Origin of the sequence: Brevibacillus sp. AG (assembly GCF_028369215.1) — a bacterium.
Taxonomy (GTDB): domain Bacteria; phylum Bacillota; class Bacilli; order Brevibacillales; family Brevibacillaceae; genus Brevibacillus; species Brevibacillus porteri.
This window is the reverse complement of record NZ_JAQMYO010000005.1, coordinates 305,612-324,085: the sequence shown is the minus strand read 5'-3', so window position 1 is coordinate 324,085 and position 18,474 is coordinate 305,612. Positions and strand designations below refer to the sequence as shown.

At 46.6% G+C, this 18,474-nt stretch carries 15 protein-coding genes, 2 tRNA genes and 1 pseudogene; 10 read left to right on the top strand and 8 right to left on the bottom strand.

Features of this window, described 5'->3' with window-relative positions; translation table 11 throughout:
- Positions 1 to 135: 135 nt before the first annotated feature.
- Together fosB and POF51_RS15405 are read right to left on the bottom strand one after the other, a co-directional pair.
- Positions 136 to 561, bottom strand: a complete 426-nt coding sequence (fosB, locus tag POF51_RS15410) for a metallothiol transferase FosB (protein ID WP_069847958.1) — start codon at positions 559 to 561, stop codon at positions 136 to 138.
- 99 nt (positions 562 to 660) lie between these two features.
- Positions 661 to 885 carry a hypothetical protein gene (locus POF51_RS15405; protein ID WP_007722024.1) on the bottom strand — a complete coding sequence of 75 codons (225 nt, stop codon included), beginning with the start codon at positions 883 to 885 and terminating at the stop codon, positions 661 to 663.
- A gap of 135 nt (positions 886 to 1,020) precedes the next feature.
- Between POF51_RS15405 and POF51_RS15400 the strand changes: the two genes are divergently transcribed.
- From POF51_RS15400 to POF51_RS15365, 8 genes are all read left to right on the top strand, one after another.
- The gene (locus tag POF51_RS15400; RefSeq protein WP_069847956.1) at positions 1,021 to 1,527 is read left to right on the top strand and encodes a hypothetical protein; all 507 of its coding nucleotides are present in this window, start codon (positions 1,021 to 1,023) and stop codon (positions 1,525 to 1,527) included.
- Between the two features lie 116 nt (positions 1,528 to 1,643).
- Positions 1,644 to 1,720: transfer RNA gene (locus POF51_RS15395), tRNA-Pro, on the top strand.
- Between the two features lie 17 nt (positions 1,721 to 1,737).
- Positions 1,738 to 1,820 (top strand) — tRNA-Leu (locus POF51_RS15390).
- A 165-nt stretch (positions 1,821 to 1,985) separates the two neighbouring features.
- The gene (locus tag POF51_RS15385) at positions 1,986 to 3,101 is read left to right on the top strand and encodes a response regulator (RefSeq protein ID WP_139135930.1); all 1,116 of its coding nucleotides are present in this window, start codon (positions 1,986 to 1,988) and stop codon (positions 3,099 to 3,101) included.
- A gap of 190 nt (positions 3,102 to 3,291) precedes the next feature.
- Positions 3,292 to 3,534: a 23S rRNA (pseudouridine(1915)-N(3))-methyltransferase RlmH gene (locus tag POF51_RS15380; RefSeq protein WP_334312667.1), complete on the top strand. Its 243-nt coding sequence runs from the start codon at positions 3,292 to 3,294 to the stop codon at positions 3,532 to 3,534.
- Positions 3,535 to 3,579: 45 nt separating this feature from the next.
- Positions 3,580 to 4,149 carry a GNAT family N-acetyltransferase gene (locus POF51_RS15375; protein ID WP_139135928.1) on the top strand — a complete coding sequence of 190 codons (570 nt, stop codon included), beginning with the start codon at positions 3,580 to 3,582 and terminating at the stop codon, positions 4,147 to 4,149.
- Between the two features lie 143 nt (positions 4,150 to 4,292).
- Positions 4,293 to 7,388 (top strand): hybrid sensor histidine kinase/response regulator, encoded by a 3,096-nt coding sequence (locus tag POF51_RS15370; RefSeq protein ID WP_318533229.1) that lies wholly within the window; start codon positions 4,293 to 4,295, stop codon positions 7,386 to 7,388.
- 26 nt (positions 7,389 to 7,414) lie between these two features.
- Positions 7,415 to 7,939: a type 1 glutamine amidotransferase domain-containing protein gene (locus POF51_RS15365; protein ID WP_069847950.1), complete on the top strand. Its 525-nt coding sequence runs from the start codon at positions 7,415 to 7,417 to the stop codon at positions 7,937 to 7,939.
- 69 nt (positions 7,940 to 8,008) lie between these two features.
- Here the strand turns inward: POF51_RS15365 and POF51_RS15360 are convergent, their stop codons facing one another.
- From POF51_RS15360 to POF51_RS15345, 4 genes are read right to left on the bottom strand one after another with little or no spacing between them, the layout of a single operon-like run.
- On the bottom strand, positions 8,009 to 8,161 hold the full coding sequence (locus POF51_RS15360; protein ID WP_167403199.1) for a hypothetical protein: 153 nt from the start codon (positions 8,159 to 8,161) through the stop codon (positions 8,009 to 8,011).
- Between the two features lie 4 nt (positions 8,162 to 8,165).
- On the bottom strand, positions 8,166 to 9,401 hold the full coding sequence (locus tag POF51_RS15355; RefSeq protein WP_017250687.1) for a Ger(x)C family spore germination protein: 1,236 nt from the start codon (positions 9,399 to 9,401) through the stop codon (positions 8,166 to 8,168).
- Complete coding sequence (locus POF51_RS15350) at positions 9,394 to 10,500, bottom strand: GerAB/ArcD/ProY family transporter (protein ID WP_069847946.1); 1,107 nt, start codon at positions 10,498 to 10,500, stop codon at positions 9,394 to 9,396. Before POF51_RS15350 ends, POF51_RS15355 begins: the two co-directional genes overlap by 8 nt.
- Complete coding sequence (locus POF51_RS15345) at positions 10,501 to 12,075, bottom strand: spore germination protein (RefSeq protein WP_017250685.1); 1,575 nt, start codon at positions 12,073 to 12,075, stop codon at positions 10,501 to 10,503.
- Positions 12,076 to 12,285: 210 nt separating this feature from the next.
- Between POF51_RS15345 and POF51_RS15340 the strand changes: the two genes are divergently transcribed.
- Entirely contained in the window at positions 12,286 to 13,956 is a 1,671-nt protein-coding gene (locus tag POF51_RS15340) for a dynamin family protein (RefSeq protein WP_069847944.1), read from the top strand.
- Positions 13,953 to 15,920, top strand: a complete 1,968-nt coding sequence (locus POF51_RS15335) for a dynamin family protein (protein ID WP_271755687.1) — start codon at positions 13,953 to 13,955, stop codon at positions 15,918 to 15,920. Before POF51_RS15340 ends, POF51_RS15335 begins: the two co-directional genes overlap by 4 nt.
- A gap of 1,312 nt (positions 15,921 to 17,232) precedes the next feature.
- Here the strand turns inward: POF51_RS15335 and POF51_RS15330 are convergent.
- A pseudogene (locus POF51_RS15330) lies at positions 17,233 to 17,652 on the bottom strand (DUF4280 domain-containing protein); the annotation flags it as partial.
- 215 nt (positions 17,653 to 17,867) lie between these two features.
- On the bottom strand, positions 17,868 to 18,437 hold the full coding sequence (locus tag POF51_RS15325) for a GNAT family N-acetyltransferase (protein WP_069847938.1): 570 nt from the start codon (positions 18,435 to 18,437) through the stop codon (positions 17,868 to 17,870).
- Positions 18,438 to 18,474 lie beyond the last annotated feature (37 nt).

Genomic DNA, 18,474 nt, shown 5'->3' with positions numbered 1-18,474 from the left:
ACGAAAAACGGGCCTATTCATCAAAAGAATAGGCCGTAAGTGCTTTTTAGATTATAGCATTCACGAATGGAGTTGAATCTTTGGAACTATTGTGATTTTGTGAAAAGTATATTAAGAAATGGGCAGCGTCATCCATTATTCAAAAAAGGTCATGTGATGCTTTTCGTCCCGGTAATAAGCGAGGCGGTCCTGGAGAGCGCCTGTATGTAATTCGAACTTATGCCCATCAGGGTCGGTGAAATAAATGGAGCGCTTATCCCGCTCCGAACGATCCCGTCCATGCAAAATGGTAACGCCGTGCTTTTCTAAATGAGCGTACCACTCATCAAATGACTCTTCTGAGATCGTGAAGGCCATGTGTGTATAGGAGTGAGCGATTTCATTGCGTGGGATGTCTGGTTCCTCATTCAGCGCCAACCAGTAGCCATTCAGGTCAAAATAAGCCAGCTTGCGCCCTCGTACAAGTGGTTTGGCATGCAGGACATCCCGGTAAAAACAAAAAGATTTCTCCAGATCTGAGACAGAGAAAAGCAAATGATTCAATCCTTGAAGTTGCGGCAATACGTCCCCCACCTTTTTAGCAATAATCTTGCAACTATTGCTATTGTATGGGGAAAACAGGCAAACCACCAGTCTATCCCGGGTCTGCCTGCCATTTGTTTAGGATTGACTTTGTTGAGCTTGCGCTTGGGTTTGCAGCGTGGATTGGACTTGGGATACCATTGTTTGCGCTTGGGCAATTTCCTGAGACGCTTGCTTCAAGGCTTCTTCGGCGAGCTGTGGATTGGCTGCAGATTGCTCAATCGCTTGCGTAATCATATTTTTTGCCAGCGTGGTGGCTACCTCTGCTTTTTTAAGCGAGTCGGTGTTAATTTGGCTAGGCATGATATACCTCCTGCGGGTTTCGATGATGGGAACACCGTATTAATTTACCCCGCACGCAACGGTTTATGTATTATAGATACGCGTCCAACCGTTTTCCTCCCGTGATGCATAGTCTGACAGGGGGAGGGACGTCAGATGAAAAAGCAATGGGTGCAAGTCATTCGATTGGCAGAGCAAGCTTTCTTTACGATTATTTTTTCAGCGCATAAGCGGGTGGGGGATCGCGGAATCATTTTGCCCAAGCGGTTTAATTCCAAGTTAAAAATTCGCCGTTTCCTGCAAAAATTCATGACCCCTTGTCTGGCAAATCGAGTGATCGGCAATCTTGATTTGCGGCGAATAAACGGACGACTCGCGATCCCTGTAGGTGATACGATCGGGGCACCACCGATTGTTAAATCAAAGGTCCTGTCTTCGGGCAGCAGGTGTGCGACGCTTGTGGTCTGGTTTGCCTTCGATTCAAGTGATCGATTTTTCCGTGTGTACCAGTTGAAAAAGCTGCCGAATGGGCGCTGGATCGTTGTAGGGCGTCATCCGCTGGACTATCCGTTTAACCTTCCGCAGGATTTCCTGAAACGACAAATACCATGTGGGAAAATCTGTACACCATGGAGAGAGAAGTTAAAAACTAGGAAAAAATGACTATCTTCCAAAAAAATCCGGTATTGATATTGGTTCAATTTGCCTGTATAGTATGTAAGTGTTGCAATACTTATCGGAAATTGTCGAATGAGAGAAGTTCCGATATGGCTGGAAATCGGGAAGTAGCTCAGCTTGGTAGAGTACTTGGCTTGGGACCAAGGGGTCGCAGGTTCGAATCCTGTCTTCCCGACCATGTTTTGCTTTGAATAGGCCGGTATGGCGGAATTGGCAGACGCGCGCGACTCAAAATCGTGAGGGAAACCGTGGGGGTTCAAGTCCCTCTACCGGCACCAGCAATCTATACATATGGTTTTCGTTATAAGGTGGGGAACAGTGAGTAGGCCTGTTTCTCACTTTTTTTTTGTTCTTACAATCATTGTCCATTATACCGACAATAGATAGGAAAGATTGCATGGAAGCAGCAGGACAAACAAAGCCTGCCAAAGGAGAGGACGACAGTGATTAAGGTAATGATAGTGGAAGATGAGAAACCCATCCTTGATCTCATGAAGCATGTCATCGGACAAAACGATTACTATACGATCGTTGGAGCATTCACACATCCACTAGAGGCTCTCGCTTGTCTGCCCGATCTGTGCCCTGATGTGGCGTTCTTAGATGTGGAAATGCCGAAAATGAACGGACTTGAGCTTGGAGCAAAAATTAATGAACTGTCTGAACATACAAAGATTGTGTTTACGACCGCCTACAAAAAATATGCCCTGGATGCTTTTAAGGTGTATGCATTTGATTACATATTAAAACCGGTTACACCAGCAGCTATTGAACGGGTCACTGATCGTTTGGTCAAACAGTTTCAAATCACACCACCGATCAAACAGTCAGAAAATAGTATGTCTATCCAATGTTTTGGCGGTTTGGATGTTCGCAATTCCGCTGGCGAAGTCGTTCGCTGGCCGACACGTAAGAGCGAGGAACTTTTTGCTTACTTTCTCTGCCATCCCAAGCAAGATATCAACAAGTGGCATTTGACAGATCTGTTGTGGTCAGAGATGGATGAGGACAGAGCAACGCATAATTTGCACAACACCATGTACAGATTGAAGAAGATCATGAAAGAGCAAGAATTGGGCATCGACATTCAAAAAACCAACGAGGGCTACATGTTTCACCCGATGGATCAAAACTATGATGTATGGGCATTTCAGCAATATGATTTTTCCTTTTCGCAAAAGTCGCAAAGTACAAGTGCAGCCGAAGCATTATGCGCCATGTACAAGGGACCGCTTTTGGACAGAAAGGATTATTTATGGAAAGCGCCTCTGGAGGAAGCGTACCGGAAAAAGTATACGACACTGGTAAGCAAACTCGTGGAGTTAGACTTAGCGTCACAAGAATGGCAGAGGGGCCTGCGAAAGCTAGAAGATTATTTGTTGATCTATCCCCTGCATGAAGAAATGAATACAGCATTGATGGACATTTACGCACGGTGCGATCAAAAACAAAATATTATCCAGCACTATGCCAAGTTCGAAAAGGCATATCGGCTGGAGTTGGAAATGGACCCGCCTCGACAGATCAGGAATTGGGTAGAGAGGGTGATTGGTGAGTAAGACAGGAAGAGATCATTCTTCCTGTCTTTTTTATTCGATGATCCATGTGAGAAGTTTGGGAGAAGCAATTGCTATGATCTAACGAAAAGGAAGTGGGCGAATACATGCAATTCACTATTTTGTTTGTGGGGAAAATCAATAATGATTGTTTGCTGGGGGTGGAGGAATACAGTAGACGCCTTGCTGTTTATTGCAGTGCCGTGGACCCCCAGGAAGCTATCTGTGCAAATTGAAAATTTGTCTGGTACAGGGAGAGATGAAATTCTCTTTGTTTATTGGTGGTGCTTTTGGATTATCCGAGGAGGTCTTGGAAAGGGCAAACGAGCGACTGTCACTGCCCAAGAAAGAATATCCATACCAGTTAGCACGAATTGTGGTAATGGAGCGATTGTACAGGGCGTTTCGAATGAGCTTGGGAGAGCCGCTTTGGTAGGAAGAACTGGTCTTTGTGAGAATTTTGGGAGAGCAGCTTGATAGAATGCAAATACAGACGAATCGAGCACCCTTAGAGCAAAAAGCAAGGCAATCACTGCTTAACGGGGGAGATGAGTTTATCGTCATGTCACTGAAAGAATGGTTGCATGTTGTAGCGGCTACTTCAGAGGATCAGTCTTTCCAGTATCAGGTTTATGCTAGCACGAGAGTGGATGAAATCGATGGTTGGGGTTGGGGGGAAGCGCAGCAGGAGGCATTTCTTCGAATGCAGTTCGCAATGCAGCAGCAAGCGTATCAGTTTCAGTTCCCAAAAGCCCATTACCAACTGATTGTCGCAGACACAAAACGTGTAGGTCATTTGCTGATTGATAGGACGGAGCATGAGTTGCATCTCGTGGATATTGCTTTACTGCGCGAATACCGTAACAAGGGGATTGGCACGTTTGTCATGAAGAAGCTACAGGACGAGGCTGCACAGCAGGGTAAGCCATTGAAGCTTCAGGTGATGAAATTGGATGTGGCCAGTCATCTTCTCTATGAAAGGCTGGGGTTTGCATGTACAGGTGAGTACGGTATGCACATCGAGATGGAATGGAGTAAACGAGGTTCCTGAACAAAACGATAGGAGGAGTCTCGTAATCGCGGGAGTCCTCTTTTTTCTTTGAAAAAACATTGTGAGTTTTTTGTGAGGAATAAATGGTAGTCTTAGGCTAGATGATGGTACATATTCGAGTTCTTCTGGAAGGGGATACATTTTTGGAGCGAAGAAAATTCCTGATGCCTGCCGGGATTGGATTGGTTTTTTTACTTTCGATAGCGGTATTCGTCGGGATCTACATACAAACCTTTCCTAGTCGTGACATGCCAGTCGCGAAACGGGGAGTGCTTGATTTGTCAAACTGGAATTTTCAGAGCAAGGGCTTGGTTAATTTAGATGGGGAATGGGAGATATATCCAGGGAAAATGCTTTCACCAGAAGATTTTAGTCGAGGGCGGCCCGCAGACGTCTCTTATCTAGTCGTACCTGGAACGTGGAAGGGAGAAAGCCTCATCGACAGTATCGACCGCAAAGGCTTCGCTACCTATCGATTACAAGTAAAGCTTCCAGAAGATAAGCAAATCTATGGGCTGAAAACAAAAAGCATTCGCATGTCGCATCGGCTGTACATCAATGGAAAACAAGAAGGCGAGAGCGGGCACCCTGCCGTAGAAAGCGAAGCCCATCAGCCTGGGAATACCCCGTATACCGTGTTTTTTTCTCCGGATGACAAACACATGGAGATTGTCATTCAAGTGGCGAATTACATGTTTTTCACTGGGGGGATTGCGAGCTCGATTCAACTGGGCTTGGACAAGGATATTGCCATTTTAAACAGTACCTTGCTCGGAACGGATATTGCTTTTGTCGTAACACTGGGGATCATGGCGGCGTACCATCTCAGTTTTTATTTTCTCCGTATGAGGGAGAGAACCTATTTGTTTAGTGGTAGCTATATGGCTGCTCTTGGTATCTATCACTTGGTTTTTGGCGAGAAGGTATTGCTGCAGCATATGCCTTCCATTCCGTTTGCCATTGCTTACAAGGCACAGGATGCGTCGTTATTCGTCAGTTCGATTTTGCTAGCCCTGTTTTTCTGTTCGATTGATAAAAGGGTTCTATCTCGAACCTGGCTGATCAGGCTGACTGCTCCCATTTTTCTCTATACCCTAATGATTCTCGTTTTGCCCTATTCGTTTTATACGAACCTGAAAGGCCCGCTATTGATTTATGTACAAATCTTTCATTTCTTTATTATGGGCAGGCTGATCTATTTATCCAGCAAGAGTCAGAGAGAGTCGTCCGACCGTAAAGAAATGTTACTTTTCATCGGGGCCAGCATATCTATGTCGGTTAGTTTAATAGACGGGCTATTATACGCAGAGAACCTCGTGCCAACCGATCTTGCAGGAAAAATTGGCATCTTGTATTTCATTACCTTTATAAACATTCTTTTGGCGGTACGATTCACTAATGCCTTTGAAAAGACGGAAACTCTCTCGCATCAACTGAAGATATCCAATCAGATCAAAGACGAGTTTCTCACACAAACCTCGCATGAGATGAAGACACCGCTGCACGGGATTATCAATATTACGTCCCATTTGTTAGAGGATGAACAAAATACGCTGTCGTCCAACCAAATGCAAAATCTTTGGCTCGTCAAAGATACATCGATCAAGCTGTCCATGCTGGTTGGTGATTTGCTTGATGTAACTCGACTGAAGCATGGTGAGCTACGCCTCCATTTCACGATTGTGGATATCAAGGTCATCACGCAAATTGTCTTTGACGTACTGCAGTTCGAATTGTTGGGCAAAGATGTTCGGCTGCACAATCAGGTTCCAGCGAACATCTGGGTGCATGCAGATGAGAATCGGCTTCGTCAAATCATGTACAACCTGGTACACAATGCAATCAAGCATACAAATGTAGGTCAGATCAAGGTAACGGCAGATGTGGTGGAGGGGCGTGTACGTATTTCTGTTCAGGATACGGGTACAGGGATTTCACCCGATAAGCATGAAGGCATTTTTGATTATTTTGAGCAGGTGGATCAATTATTGCCACAGGATGGATACACAGGCATGGGTGTGGGCTTGTACATCAACCGCAAGCTGGTTGAGCTCATGGGAGGAGAAATTTGGGTAGAGAATTCAGAGCTTGGCAAAGGCACATGCATGACATTTACGCTGCCGACGGTGCATCAGGCAATGGCTACGCAGGAGGTTGCAGCAACTGTGCAGGAGAAACCGCGTGAGGTCAGTGAAAAGATTCCTCTGGACATTCTTGATCAGCACCAATATACCATCATGATTGTCGATGACGAGGCCTCCAACATTCATACGTTACTGAACATCTTGTCGAGGCATCGCTATAATGTCATTTCGGCCTTTTCGGCAAAAGAAGCCATGAAGAAAATCAAGGAGCATCCACAACCTGATCTCGTCATTCTGGATGTGATGATGCCAGGAGTATCGGGGATTGAGCTGTGCCAGCTGTTGCGAACACAGTATTCGATTCTAGACCTGCCGATCTTGTTTGCATCTGTCAGAGATACCCCTCAAGACATTGCACTCGGCTATCGAGCAGGGGCGAACGACTATGTGACCAAACCGTTTGATGCGGAGACACTCATTGCTCGCGTGCAGACACTGATCTCGATGAAGACCTCCATTCAGGAGGCAATTCGCAATGAACATGCGTTTCATCAGGCTCAAATCAAGCCACACTTTCTCTACAACACTTTAAGCAGTGTCATTTCTTTCTGTTATACCGATGGAGAAAAGGCAGCGTATCTCATCACCATGCTCAGCCAATATTTGCGCTATATTTTGGATATGGATCGAACGACGCTGTTCGTTCCGTTATTTCGGGAAATGGAGCTCATCCATGCTTATGTAGAGATTGAAAAGGCTCGTTTTGGGGAAGGTTTCGATTTTGTGTGTCACGTAGATGATGGAATTCTTGACAAAGAGATTCCTTCCTTAAGCATCCAACCGTTCGTAGAGAATGCGATCCGACATGGATTGTTCGAAAAGGATGAAAAAGGTCACGTGACGCTTACAATTGTGGACGGAGGTCATTACATCAAGGTCATGATTGAAGACGATGGAGTCGGTATTGCAGATGATCTCCTGTATCAAATGTCAAAAGGCGAGAATCAAAAAGGAAGCATCGGCATCCAAAACATCCGCAGACGATTGGATACCATTCCTGGTGCTACGTTGAGTATCACCTCTGAAATGGGAAAAGGGACCAAAGTCGTCATGTATATTCCTACTCCTGAGGGGATGCATGCTACAATAGCGTAGTATAGAAGGAAAAGGAGGCGAGAACGTTGAGACTTGCAGGAAAACAAGTGGTTTGCTTCGTCGAAAGTGAATTTGAGGATCTCGAGCTCTGGTATCCAGTGATGAGACTGCGAGAGGAAGGCGCTAGCGTCCATTTCGTCGGCCCCAAGGCGAATCACGTCTACATAGGGAAATACGGTGTACCGTGTGAGGCTGACAAAGCGATGGCAGAGGTCGATCCTGCCGACTATGCAGGTGTACTCGTTCCAGGAGGGTGGGCACCTGACAAGTTGCGCCGCTATCCGGAAGTGCTGTCGTTTGTGGTTGCGATGCACGAGGCGAAAAAACCGATTGGGCATATTTGCCATGCGGGTTGGGTGCTTGCTTCCGCAAAAATTTTGCGTGGGGTAACCACGACATCGACGCCAGGCATTAAAGATGATATGGAGAATGCAGGCGCGATTTGGGTAGATGAAGAGGTCGTGGTAGACGGTCACATTGTGGGTTCCCGTAGACCACCTGATTTGCCTGCGTATGCCAAAGCGTTTGCTGATTTGCTGGCACAACAATAGGAAAAGAAGGAATAAAGGGCTTGCTCGAAATACTGAGTAAGCCCCTTTTTGACGTTGATAGAGGTTTTGTTACGAATTGGAGTCATTGCGTTTCTTCCACGGCGGATCGCCCAGCTCGTGAATCTTGTTATTGATTTTAAAAAAAAGATAGGGAATCAAAAACGCCAAGACCGTCCCTGTGAAGGTCAAATACGGAGGGACTACGCCTAAAAATTTGAACATGGGATCACCTGTTGTTTTGGCGTTCGGTACGGTTGATCGCACCGATATTGCGTAAATAGACTTTTGCTTGAATGGTTATCTCACTTTTTTCATACAGACGCTGCCCTGTTTCCCAGTCCTGCCGAATCTTTTTCCATAGCGAGAAATGATGCTGCTTCAGATAGCTGCCAAGCTTGATGACATCCACTTTCATCTGCTTATGGACCTTCCTGATGGTGTCATTACTCATTCGCTCAATTTCTTCGGCAAACACTTTTTCAAGCTTCTCCATTGCCGTGTTATTTAAGGAATCCATTATGGCGTAAGACTCGGCCAATGTGCCTTCACATTCGATTTCTATCGTGAATTTCATGTGCTGCCGATCGCGTAAATCTGCTTTAATACTATGCTTGATTCCTTGGATGTTCATTGAGACAAGGTTGTTTTTAAACTTGCCTTTTACCATCCCTCCGCTAACTTTTCCCGTGAGAAAATTCAGTCCCTCCGTCTCTTCTTCCCCGAGAAAACCTATCATCTGATTGTCATGAGTAAAAACAGCCGCACCTGCTAATTTTACCTCCTGCTCTTCAGGTCTGATGCGCGGAACCACAAAACTGTACGGACTGAGAAGCTCCTCGTGGACATCGCCCAATCGGACCTCTGGAAGCATGCGGGAATTTTTATTGACGTTTTCTCCAATCGAGTTGACGTAAATAGCGGGCAGCTTCTCTGTTTTCGGTTTGACTTCCAGTACTTCTTTGGCAGGACCATTTGAGATAAATACCTTGCTGCTTCGTCTGGAATCTGGATCACGCAGATAGAAATCCAGTGCTCTGGCAAAACCGTTTTTCGTACGGGCGACGTCTTCGGAGACGATCAGGATTTTCATATGCTGATAAAACGGAGTTCTGCTGGTCCGAGTAGCCAATTCGCGGGAAATCTCGAAAAGAGAATCCCCCTCGGATATGAGGTTGTGGTAAGCCTCATTGGCTGTGTTTTGACCACCACCACCGCTTCCTTGGCCGCCGGAGATCAATCCACCGGGGACGACGAATTGATGTGTGACGAGAAAGCGTTCTTTTACTTGAGGTTTGTCTGGAGCTTCTTGTTTGGCTTGCTGCTCAGCTTCTTTTGTACGAGGTTTATCAATCGCTACACCTACCACAAATCCTCGTTCCTCAATTTGAACCTGATCCCAGCATCCAGCTAGCAGTGTGGAAAGAAGCAAGCAGATGCTACAGACAATGAGTCGTCTATTCATTGCTTTTGACACCTCGCAAAATGGCGATTATGAGCAGCAATATGGGACATAAATAGACGACACCGATCCCGAAATAGGTGACACTGTCAGCGAACGTAAAGAAGTCGACCAGGTTTTGTGGAAGCATCGCGACAAAATAAATGACGGGAGAGAGGATCAGGACCCACACGGTTTTGTGCACATTAAAAAACATGGACGACAAGTTCAGCACCGTAATATCGAGCCACATTGCACAAGTGTTGAAGATCGTCATGATCCAGATGGTAAAGAAAATGGATTCCACCCGTTCAAAAAAGCCCCCAGGGATTTCTACCTCTTTTGCCAGCTCAATGGTTGGATAGGTCAAATTCGTTGCAACGTCAGCAGAGAATACACCGATGATGAACATGTAGATGGTCATGTAGAGCAGAATAGGGATCGAAAGACCTAACGTAACAGCCCGTGTACCTTCTTGGGGATTTTTCATCAGCATGGTATAGAAAAGAATGATTTCAAAGCCGGAATAAGACAGCCCGACATCTTTGGAACCTGCCAAGAGAGAGCGCCAGTCCGAAGAGAAGAAGGGACGTATATTTTCGACCTCAAATAACTGAGTCGTAAAAAGCAAGACAATGAACATGACGACAAGAACCACAGGCAAAAACAGCAGGTTGAGCCGCAGCATGGCAATACGTGATCCAACCACGGAATATTGAACGATCAAGAGAAAGGAGAGCGTGATCATTTCCACCGGGGTATTGTAGAACAGGTACTGCTTGGCGATGTTTCCGATTGCCCTGATTTCAAACGAGACAAATAGCATCGTGTAAATACAGACGAGAGAGGTCAAGATGTAGGCGATCGGTTTGCTCGCAATGATCGAGCTGTATTCAAAGAAGGTTTTTCTCGGAAACCGAGCCGCCAGCTTGGCAAGCAGCCAGCCAATCAGGCACGCACAAAGACCGCTGATCACGACGGAAATCCATCCATCGAATGCTCCGGTTGCCTTGGCTAAGGAGCGGGGAAAAGTCAGGATGCCGACGCCGATTGTGACTGAGGCAATGTTAATCCCCATATGATTTTTGCTGATCATTTTCTCCGCCAAGGTTTGTGCACTCACTTACGACCCTCCTGTATTCATTCGGTTTTCATCTTTTGTGTGAAGGGCATCTGGTCGGGTTTTCAAAAAGGTAACAGGTGCGCGCAAAATCATATCCTTCCAATCCCTCGGCATATGTGGAGCAAGAGGCGCCAAATAAGGGTACCCGATGCTAGTCAGATTGGATAAATGAATCATGATGGCAATCAAGCTTAACACCACGCCATATATACCAAAAATGGCTGCCATAAGCATGGCGAAAAAACGAATCATTCGAAAGGCGATGGCAAGGTGATAAGAAGGGATGGCAAAAGAAGCGATAGCAGTGAGGGCGACGACGATGACCATGACAGGACTGACGATGCCCGCAGAAACCGCTGCGTCACCGATGACGAGACCGCCGACGATGCCGATGGTCTGGCCGATCGGTTTCGGTAAGCGTATTCCGGCTTCCTGCAACAGCTCCATCGTCGTCACCATCATGATCGCTTCTACGAAGGCCGGAAACGGAACTCCATCACGTGTGGCTGCAATCGAGAAGGCGAGATCAGACGGGATCAAGCCAGGGTGAAAGGTGACGAGAGCGATATAGAAAGCGGGCGAATAGACGGCCAGAAAAGCTGCCAAATACCGCAACAGCCTAGCTAATGAACCAACAATCCAACGCTCGTAGTAATCCTCTGGTGAATGCAGGAGCAAGCCAATTGTCACAGGCAAAATGAGCACCATGGGAGTGCTGTCCACCAATATCGCAATGCGGCCTTGAAACAATGCTCCACTGACTTTGTCGGGACGCTCCGTATTATGAATCTGCGGAAAAGGCGACAGAAAATCATCTTCAATCCATTGCTCAATAAAACCAGACTCTTCTATCTCGTCAACATCAATCGTAGAAATTCGCCGTCTCACTTCATCCAGTAGTTCTGGATCAACGATGTTTTCAATGTAGGCGATGATCACATCTGTTCGGCTGCGTCTGCCTATGATGGACCCTTCAAAGCGCAAGTTCGGGTCTTTGATACGTCTGCGTATATGAACAGTGTTGTCCCGGATACTCTCCGTAAAGCCGTCCCGCGGACCTCGAACCAAGCCTTCGGAGACCGGCTCCTCAATGGAGCGAGTTTTCCATCCCTTGCTGTCGACAATAATGACTTCGGTCGATCCATCCACAAAAATGGCTGTATCCCCGGAAAGAATGCCTTCGAGTATTTTTGTCAAATCCGTTGCTTTCGATATTTCAACGACAGAAAGGACTTCTTCATAAAGCATCCGGACAATCTCATCTGGTTCAGTCGGTACTACTTTGGAAGCAGTCGAGATCATCAACTGGATTTGTCCGAGGACTTGCGTATCCAGCATGTCGCAGTTCGCCAATCCATCAATGGCAATAACGGCACAGGAATGTTTGGTGTTGCCGATCGTAAAGGAACGAATTAATAAATCGTGTGGGCTGCCCAGCACGGTCTTGAACGTCTCCATGTTTTGCTGCAAACTGGTCGATAGCGTAAGCGTAGGATCATTTCGCTGCTGCAAACGCTGTGCGATAAGAGAGGGAGTTTTCTTTTGGCGACGCTGGGACAAAAATCTGCGCATCATTTGAAGTTCCTCCCGTTCAGAATACGAATATCATGTTAGTGCGATTTTTTCCAGATGAGAGGAAAATTATGCGGAAGAATAGGCGAATGCTAAATCTTTCATAGTTTTAAATTGAACTCATCTGTGACCTATGTTACATTCGGCATGGTAGAATAGAGTGTAGTAAATAAGGAAGTTCATGAACAGGAATTAGTAGAGAGAGTAGGAAAGATGGAGAAGGGTGGAATAGAAGTGCTTGACAGTCAAGTATTGATCCGGGAAACGGACTTTTCCCGACTGGCACATACATGGGAAGAACTCGCGGAAGTCATGAAATCGCAGGGAGACGAAACTACGCCTCACAAGCTCATTCAACTGGCTGCGAAAACAAAGCGCGCTGAGCTGAATATTGCGTTTTGCGGACATTTTTCCGCTGGAAAATCAACGATGATTAACACGCTTCTGGGTGTCAATTTGCTACCGTCCAATCCGATTCCGACCAGTGCGAATGTTGTTAAGATTCGCGGCGGAGAAAAAGCGGCTCGCGTCTTCACCCTGAACAGCGGAGTCCTTACATTTGATCCAGATACGGAGATGGAGAAGCTCAAGCAGTTTGCTGTTGACGGAGATACGGTAGAATCCGTAGAGGTTTCCTATCCGGGAACATTCCTTGACGAATACGCCAGCTTGCTCGATACACCGGGCATTGACTCCACGGATGCGGCACACAAAATCGCTACGGAGTCTGCGCTGCATTTGGCTGACGTCGTCATTTACATGATGGATTATAACCATGTTCAAGCCGAAGAGAACTTCAACTTTACGAAGACGTTGAAGGACCGTGGCAAGCCAGTCTATCTGGTTGTGAACATGATCGATAAACATATTGATTTCGAATTGGATTTTGATAGCTATAAGGAAAGTGTCGAGGAGGCATTTGCGACCTGGAACATCCATCCGGATGGTATTTTTTACACGTCGCTTGCGGAACCAGATCATTCTGAGAACATGTATGAGGAATTCAAGGGCATGCTTGCGCAGTTGATCGCTGATCGTGAAAAGCTGGTTGGCACGAGCGTTCGCAGTGCTGCCGAGCATTTGATCGACGAACATATCCAAGTAGTAAGAACAAGCCAGGCAGATCAACGCCAGCAGTGGGAAGCCCAGCTGGATGGTCTGGAAGTAGAAGGCATCGACAGTCGTAATGCAAAGGCTGTGCAGGTAGCGCTTGAGCAGGAGGAAGCGACAGCAGCGGCTCTAGAACAGCGTGCCGAGGATGCCCGAATGCAGATGGAAAAAGAGCTGAGTGTACTTTTGGACAATGCTCGTTTGACTTATTTCAGCACGAATGAAGCAGCACGAAGCTACTTGGAGAGCCGCAAACCAGGCTTCAAGGTGGGGTTGTTGTTTGCAGGCAAGAAGACAGAGGAAGAACGCGCACGTCGCGAAGAAGCCCTTCTCGTCGAGTTCCGCGAAAAAGTGGCGGGAAATCTCGACTTCCATTTCAAAGAATGGCTCGGCAAGCAGCCGCAAGTGTTTGATTTGCGGAGCGAAGAATATCACGCCAGCGTTCACGCCACCAAGATCGAGATTACGGGCGAGTTCCTGAGCAAGCACATCAAAGAGGGTGCTGCCTCGAGTGAGTACGTTCTGAACTACTGTGCGGATATTTCCAACGGGATGAAGCTGGAGTACAGACGCGTGGGTCTCTCCTTTATTGCACAAGTGGTTGAGATGATCAAGGAGCAGGTGCGTGTAGAAAGTGCAGCTCAAGGCGAGCGCCTTGGCGTATTGCGTGATATGGCTGCGCTGCATCAAAAGCTGGCAGGACTGGCAGCGAGAGAAGAAGAAACCAAGGGTCGTCTGTTGGCGATTATGCGTGGAGGAGAACAAGTAGCATGAATCAACTACGAGACAAACTAATTGCGGCAGCAGAGCGTCTGCGGCGCGCAAGTGAAGAAGTCGTTACCGTACCAGGAATGCAAGCACAGGCACAAGCGATGCTGGATCGAGCAGATCGCCTGACAGCCAATCGTTTTACTGTCGCACTGTTTGGTGCATTCAGTGCAGGGAAATCGTCTTTTGCGAACGCCTTGATGGGCGATCTCGTGCTGCCAGTGTCACCGAACCCGACAACAGCAGCGATCAACAAAATCATGCCGCCTACGGATACACACCCGCATGGCACTGTTCGTGTCGTCATGAAAGAGCGTGAAGCCATTGAGCAGGACGTGATCCGTTCCCTTGCTGTCTTTGGTATGATCGCTACTGATCTCGAAGGGGCACTGGCAGAGCTGGGCAAGATCGACGTCGCCCAAATCCCTCCGACGGCAAAACCGCATTACACCTTTTTGAAAGCTGTTACAAAGGGGTTGCCAGAGATGTCGGCTCATCTGGGCGGCGAGCTGCTGGTTGATATGCAAGCGTTCAAAGGGTTTGTGGCAAAGGAAGAAAAAGCTTGTTTCGCAGAGTACATCGAGCTGTTCTATTCTTGTCCATTGACTGATCAGGGAATTGTTCTGGTAGATACCCCTGGTGCTGACTCCATTAACGCACGTCACACAGGTGTGGCGTTCGAATACATGAAAAACGCGGATGCGGTCCTGTTCGTGACGTATTACAACCATGCCTTTGCACAGGCTGATCGCGAATTTTTGCTGCAAATGGGGCGCGTCAAGGATACGTTTGAAATGGACAAAATGTTCTTTATCGTCAATGCTTGTGACCTCGCAGCGAATGAAGAAGAATTGCAGGGTGTCCTTACCCACGTAGAGAAAAACCTCCTCTCGTGCGGCATTCGTCTCCCACGTATTTATCCAGTGTCCAGCCAGACTGCTCTGTTGGCACGGATGCATGAAAAAGGCAAGCTGGCAGCTTCTGCGGAGAAAGTATACCGCCAGCGCACGAATACGGCTGAAGGCGAGCCGCTGATGCCGGCAGATGAAGCATTCAAATTCTCGGGAATGGCTTCGTTTGAAGCAGAGTTCCTCCGCTTTACGATTGAAGAGCTGACGCAAATTGCTGTGAATGCTGCAATCGGTGAAATCCGTCGTGCCCACGATACCTTGGCAGAATTCATGCGTATGGCACAGTCCGGAGAAGACGAGCGTCAATTGCGCAAAGAAGCAGCAAGCACAGCCAAGACACAGGCTCTATCAGCTGTTGAAGCACTGTCTACCGCTTCGTTCGAGCGTGACTTGGCAAAAGAGCGCGAGGAGCTGCTCTACTACGTTCGCCAGCGCTTGTTCTTCCGATTCAACGAATTGTTCAATCTCGCTTTTAACCCGGCTGTCATCAAGGAAGATGGACGCAACATGAAGCAAGCACTGCAAGGATGCTTGACTGATCTTCTGCGTTCGATCAGCTACGATTTGGCGCAGGAACTGAGAGCGACTACCCTTCGTTTGGAGAAATTCACGAACAAGCAGGGGACATCACTTGTTGCAGCGTGGCAAAAGGATGCACAAGGCTACGCAGCAGGGTTGACCTTGGCACCATATCAGCAGCGACAGGTGGAAACACTGTCCTTTGCTAACGAACTGCCAGTAGCCGAATCTGCATTTGCATCAGCGATTTCCTTGTTCAAGAACACCAAAGACTTTTTCGAGCAGGATGGCAAAGTGAAAATGCGTGAAGAACTGGAAAAGCGCATGCAAGAACCAGTGAGCGGGTATGTAGAAATCGGAAACAAGCAGCTGGATGAGCAGTTTTCTACGCTGTTCCAAGAGCTGGTGGCGCATGAGCGCAATCGCGTCATCGACCAGATCAACGAGTATTTCACAGGTCTGTTTGCAGCTCTGGAGATGAACATTGATCTCGACGAGCTGGTGGCAAAAGTGAGTCGTGTAGCGGCTGAGTTGGCGTAGTTCCGGTTTGGTGGGAAAATGAAAAGGGCAGTTCCCAGGTCTTTTAAAGACGAGGGGATTGCCCTTTTTTCTTTTTAAGATGGTAAGTGGAGCATGTTACATGTAAAGAAAGGAAATTATTCAGTATAGGAGATAGTAGAGGGCCGATTAAATAATGAATACATGCAATACTTCACCATTACGATTCATTCAAGTTGACTAGTGTCTTCCCTATTAAATCCTCAGCCCGATAATCTCCAGGCTCAAGTTGAATTGTTATTGATTCAGTTGGACTTATGAACTCAGTCCTATTGACTAACGCAACTCCCTTAACATTGTATAATTTCAACTTATCATTAGCATCATATAAAATCTTAGAGCTAAGGTTACCATGTGGTTTCCCTTCAATTGCGACAATATTTGCTACCTTAATATAAAACGCTGCTTTTACCTCAATAGAAAACATATTCTTCGCCTCAGTCCTCTAATGTCTTAAATTCTTTTCTCATTTTCCTTAATCTATCTATAGTAGCTGTAGTTTCGATATTAGGAATTCCGTAAACCTTTCTAAATTTAATTAATTTTTCAGCGCTTCAATCTCAACTGTTAGTACTGTCCTTGGCCGTTGATCAGGAATTTTGCCTGCTCTGTATTGTGCAGTATGAATAAATTCTTCAAATACTGCTGATGTTGTAGGATTCTGCCTCAATTGGATTGTCTTTTCGTTCCAAGTCACAGCTTCTGCTCCACGATAATCTAAATATCTAATAGCTTCTTCAGATTGGTCAATGACACCACCCTGTTTTTCAAAAGCTTTTTTCATCCTATCAAATTTAACTGGATCAATAGAATCAGAAGATTGACTAGTGTTTCTTGTTAGACCATAACCTTTGCTTTTATTTCCTTTTCTTGCTGTTTCCACTATTTTTCCGATGTTCTTACTTCTCCCAAGCGTAAGTGCATGCAGGGCAAGCCCACCGATTGCAAGTCCATCCGCGATATTGATTTTATCGTCCCGCAACGTATTTAAGTCCTCTTGCATCGGCTCAATATAGCCTTCCCTTACAAACACATTCACGCCCTTAGGTAAACCCTCTGCCGCCTTCTGAAAACCTTTTGGCAAATCATTTGCAGCTTTTTCTAGGGCCCCAGGCAGTTCACTTGCCGCTTTTTGCATGTCAGCAGGAACGTCTCCCAATTTTGATATTCCTTTGACGAAATTGTCCCACATGGTTGGCTTTTCCTGTGGCTTCTCGCAAGCTGCTCCTTGTCCAAAAATGGCGGCTGGTGGTCCACTATTTCCTGACGACCGATGCCCTGTCGTAACACCACCCAAATCCTGCCCGTCGTCTTCAATCTTGATGAGTCCGCAATGGAAACACATATTTGTGGATTTGTTCAACAATGCGGGGTGTCCACCGACCATTTTGTCCGGTTTGCCATCTATCCATGGCATGTTCATCACAGGTGTGCACGGCATCGGCTTTAGTACACCATTATTAGCTGCGGTGGCAGAAGCGACGGCGGGATTCTTCAAGTTATTGCACTTTCCAAATGACATGATATTGACGTTTGGAACGAAGTCCATAATGTTCATTTGCGGCTTGCCTTTTACAAAAACACCATGACTGAAGGGCATTTTTAGCCGACTTAACTGACTTCCGCTGCTGCACGATAAAATGGCACCAACAACCACGTAGCTCTTGCGTTCGGCATTCGACTTTTGGACGGTGATATCTTCAATATGTGGCATTCAGTCTCCTCCTCACAGGCAGTTTCCTATACAGATGGAAGATGCTCATGGTGAAAAAAGATGAATGATATCCAATCTATATATAAAAAGGGAATAATACCCACACATTGAGATATCGGATTGGAATTGGTCACAAGTCATAGATAGAAAGTTGCGAATACTGGAAGTATTTATAGGCAATAAGATCTATCTGTGTATTCCTGTTATAAATATTTTTATTTCCGATTCTCCCATTCCTCTCGCAATATCCCCATCTTAATCGCATCGAAATATTCACCGCGTACAATCCTTGCTTTGCGTACTCGCGCTTCTTCCACCATTCCCATGTGAGCAGCCAGCTTGATCATCCGTTCGTTGCCGGACCACGTACCAATGCCTAAACGGACAGTATCCATGTGGGTGAACAAGTAATCGATCCACATCCGAAAGGCTTCCCGGCCATAACCATTCTGCCAATAGCGGGAGTCATAAATAACGATTCCAATTTCGCACCAGTTCGTCTCCTCAGATACCCAGTAGCGACCGACACTGCCCTTTAGCTCGCCGTCAATCTCAATCATCAGTTCGGTTCTTGGTGCACCTGTCCCAACGAGAGCAAGAGACTCCTGATGGCGTGGGAGGTCGCGATACTCTTCTTTTGTGTACGGATCAAGAGGTTTGTAGGGGCCATTCCAATTGAGATGTTCACGATCCTCTGCTTCGTACTTCCAATAGTAGATGGTATCCAAATCTTCTGCTCGAATATCCCGCAGAACGACCTTTTCTCCTTGCAAATGAATACGCATGACTTGTTCTCCTTTCGTATGGGTGAATCTGGTACAA

Excerpts from the sequence above, each read along its gene's own strand:
- POF51_RS15325 (WP_069847938.1), bottom strand. The coding sequence starts at position 18,437 with ATGCGTATTCATTTGCAAGGAGAAAAGGTCGTTCTGCGGGATATTCGA.
- POF51_RS15400 (WP_069847956.1), top strand. The coding sequence starts at position 1,021 with ATGAAAAAGCAATGGGTGCAAGTCATTCGATTGGCAGAGCAAGCTTTC.
- POF51_RS15360 (WP_167403199.1), bottom strand. The coding sequence starts at position 8,161 with ATGTTCAAATTTTTAGGCGTAGTCCCTCCGTATTTGACCTTCACAGGG.
- POF51_RS15335 (WP_271755687.1), top strand. The coding sequence starts at position 13,953 with ATGAATCAACTACGAGACAAACTAATTGCGGCAGCAGAGCGTCTGCGG.
- POF51_RS15405 (WP_007722024.1), bottom strand. The coding sequence starts at position 885 with ATGCCTAGCCAAATTAACACCGACTCGCTTAAAAAAGCAGAGGTAGCC.
- POF51_RS15375 (WP_139135928.1), top strand. The coding sequence starts at position 3,580 with ATGCAAATACAGACGAATCGAGCACCCTTAGAGCAAAAAGCAAGGCAA.
- POF51_RS15340 (WP_069847944.1), top strand. The coding sequence starts at position 12,286 with ATGGAGAAGGGTGGAATAGAAGTGCTTGACAGTCAAGTATTGATCCGG.
- POF51_RS15355 (WP_017250687.1), bottom strand. The coding sequence starts at position 9,401 with ATGAATAGACGACTCATTGTCTGTAGCATCTGCTTGCTTCTTTCCACA.
- POF51_RS15345 (WP_017250685.1), bottom strand. The coding sequence starts at position 12,075 with ATGATGCGCAGATTTTTGTCCCAGCGTCGCCAAAAGAAAACTCCCTCT.